The 3,066-nt window shown below is 33.0% G+C and carries 6 protein-coding genes; all 6 read right to left on the reverse strand.

Features of this window, described 5'->3' with window-relative positions:
- On the reverse strand, window positions 1–184 hold a 184-nt coding region (locus tag DV417_RS09460; RefSeq protein WP_192878581.1), incomplete at its 3' end, for a hypothetical protein.
- Window positions 185–373: 189 nt separating this feature from the next.
- A complete protein-coding gene (locus DV417_RS09260; RefSeq protein ID WP_005637792.1) occupies window positions 374–916 on the reverse strand; it encodes an RNA 2'-phosphotransferase in 543 nt (180 codons plus the stop codon).
- A 1-nt stretch (window position 917) separates the two neighbouring features.
- Window positions 918–1,289 (reverse strand): SMI1/KNR4 family protein, encoded by a 372-nt coding sequence (locus DV417_RS09265; protein ID WP_065245688.1) that lies wholly within the window; start codon window positions 1,287–1,289, stop codon window positions 918–920.
- 127 nt (window positions 1,290–1,416) lie between these two features.
- Window positions 1,417–1,758, reverse strand: a complete 342-nt coding sequence (locus DV417_RS09270) for a stage III sporulation protein AF (protein ID WP_065245687.1) — start codon at window positions 1,756–1,758, stop codon at window positions 1,417–1,419.
- A gap of 93 nt (window positions 1,759–1,851) precedes the next feature.
- The gene (locus tag DV417_RS09275) at window positions 1,852–2,214 is read right to left on the reverse strand and encodes a hypothetical protein (protein WP_065245686.1); all 363 of its coding nucleotides are present in this window, start codon (window positions 2,212–2,214) and stop codon (window positions 1,852–1,854) included.
- Window positions 2,211–2,915 (reverse strand): VENN motif pre-toxin domain-containing protein, encoded by a 705-nt coding sequence (locus tag DV417_RS09280; RefSeq protein WP_192878582.1) that lies wholly within the window; start codon window positions 2,913–2,915, stop codon window positions 2,211–2,213. The genes DV417_RS09275 and DV417_RS09280 overlap by 4 nt, the downstream gene beginning before the upstream one ends.
- Between the last annotated feature and the right edge of the window lie 151 nt (window positions 2,916–3,066).

Here is a 3,066-nt window from a genome sequence, read left to right on the forward strand (position 1 = left end):
CTTTACCGCTCACCTGTGTGCCGACTTGAGTAACCGATTGTTGTTGGTCAAGACTGGTTTTGGTCGTTCTAGCAAGGCTGCCACTTTTCGTTTTGTGGAATTCTTCAAAATCACGGCTTTCTTTTGCGCCATTCAACACAAGGTCATTTTTAGCAATAGCCATTAACTTCGCTTCGCTATCCAACTGTGCCCCTTCGGATAAAATATTTTGACTTGTTTTCCGCTTGGTAGAGTTACTACGCGAAGTTGGATGTGAAATTATAAGATTTGCTTAAAGATAAACAGCTCTGAAAATACAAAAAGTGTGGTCAATTTTTGAGAGGTTTTAAAACTCTTTGAAAATTGACCGCACTTTATTAGTTTCCTTTAAAAGTTATCTTTCTCTAATGAATTCGACTGGAATACCATCGGATAACCATACCTTCTCATTACCTATATAAAACTTAATGCCTTTAGATTGAGCTAATTCTGTATCAATTATCAGAAGAATTGTCTCTCCTTTTTTTCTATTTCCAACCAATGTTGCTGTCTCAACATCCTCAGATAAATGTACATATTGACGAGACATCGGTTTCAATCCATTTAATTTAATATCATCTAAATAATTTATACTTGTCCCATGGTATAAATACTTTGGTGGATAACCAATTTCTTTAGAAATTTTCATTGGAATTGAATGCCCATAGAAAGCTCTTATTTTTCCATTTTTAATCTCATGTCTTTTCTTTTCCGATAGGTTGATCATTTTAACTAGATCGTCTTCGGTTAACATATTCCATTTTTCATCACTATTTCTAAATGATGAAATTAATTGTTCAACAGAAACCCAACCTTCAGAATCCAGTTCTAATTCATATTCCCATGGGGCATGACGAAGCGCATAGGAAACTTCTTTACTTAAATTTAAATAGTCCATTTTAATACTCTTTTGCACTTTTGATTTCTTCTGCTAACCACTCATCAAAATCCTTACATTCATATTTATTGGCTTCATTACCAAGATCATGAACATAAACTCTCGGATTTCCAGAGTAATCCGTTAATTTGAAACAAGCTGCCCAATCGCCATCTCTAGCAAATGCAATTAAATCAGCGACACCTGTAAGCTCTTCAATAGCCTTACTATAAAGATAAACATTATCCTCAAACTCAGAATCCTCAAACCACCAAGGAAAATATTCCAATTCATTTATCTTTTCCATATTACTCGATAAATCAATATAAGACTGAGGAAATTTAAATTTTTCAGGTAATTGTTCTTTAGGATATAAATTAAATTTAGTTTGCATAATTGCTTCCTTTATTTCACAACTTTTGGATCATACAAGGAACCATGAGAAAACTTGGCTGACCAGTTCTTGTCAACCCTATAAGATAAAGTTATAGAATTTAATTTATTAATATTTTATAAAAATATCATTCACCATACTTATCTTTAATATTTTTATATATTTCCTCAAAAACATTATTAATTTTTTCATCTCCGCTATGATAAAGCTCCCAATCAAAATCATTTAATTCCATTGGTTGAATATTTATATACAACCCATTACTTTCGATTCTTTTATCCCAATTTAAAATATCATTTGAATTTATTATATTAAATTGAGACAATTCCTCTAAAACAGGAGTTAAGTCTGATGGCCTCCTTATTAATACATAAATCTTATTTAAATATAAATTAATAAACAATCCAAAACCAAAATATATTTCACCAATTTTGAATTCAAAATCTGTTTTTTTAGATTCCAATATCATCTCTTATTTTCCTCCATTTTAAATTTAAAGTCATTAACTTCCCCTTAACTTTAAAATCTTTTGTCTCATAATCAACTACCATACTGATTATTATTACCTACAAAAGGATGATGGATAAACATAAACCAACTTTATAAGCTCATGATCAATAAATATATTTATACTCTCACCATTTTTATTACAAAGCTCATCAACATTAATCTCCTTATAAGCCATTCCCTGTAAGATTTCCTTAATGTACATATAATTATCATTTATTAAATTAATAACAACATAAGATGATATTTTAGAATAATCATCTATATTAATTATTCTATTACCAATTTTATCCTTCAATATAAGAATAGTTTCATTTTTGCGTTTTAATGCATCATTTTTTTTATGAATCTGTGATGTTAAACCTATCATTGAAACCACAAACAAAAAAAGCAATAATAAACATTTTTTCTTCATCATTTATTTAATGGAATTGAATAATCCCCTCCAAGAGAAAAACCTCCGCCAACACCTAAAGAATATATATTTCTAGGCTTATCAGATATTGTTCTAGAGAAGCCACTGCAAACATAAAAGCATCCTTTTGCCCCAAAACTTCCCCCCTCCAAGGTAGCATCTATTGTCTGCCCTAAGAACTTCCCTCCCTCGGTAATTGGATTTATATTTGAAACCCAACCAACCTCCGCTGATATTCCTACTTTATAAGAAGTATTTAATGGAGCAACAATTGATGACATACTTGGAACAAAATATATCGTGCCATTTCGAGTATTCATCATAAATTTCGCACCAAATTTATAAATACCACCTTCAATAGCAATGTAATGAGGTAATCCCTGTTCTAGTGCGTGATCTTCCGCAGGTTTAATAACCTCATCAGCTTGCGCCTTAACCCAAAGTCCCTTCGTATATTCAGGATTCTTAGCCACCTCAATAAAACCAAAGTTATTTTCAACCGCTCTTTTCGATGTTTCAGCACCCACAACAGCAAGAGCCATTCCTCCGCCATTTTGATTACTCACTCCATTCGCTTTCGCCGTCAATGCCGACGCCAATCCGCCCGCCAATTGACTTAACGTACTAATGTTTTCCTTCTCATTTGCTGTAAGTTGATTTGGCGTTTTATTATAGATTGCCTGCGTGAGGATTTGTGCAGTCACTTCTCCTGTCACCCCAGCAATTGCTCTTTGCCTGTCACTTGAAACTCCACTGCAGAAAGAAGGGCATGTGCCATAAGGTTAGTCGCTTTGTCTTTTGCGGTGTCTCCTGCCGTCATCTCGTGGATGGTTTTGTTGAGGTAAGGTGAAGCCA

The organism is Haemophilus haemolyticus (genome assembly GCF_003490935.1).
GTDB classification, from domain to species: domain Bacteria; phylum Pseudomonadota; class Gammaproteobacteria; order Enterobacterales; family Pasteurellaceae; genus Haemophilus; species Haemophilus haemolyticus_M.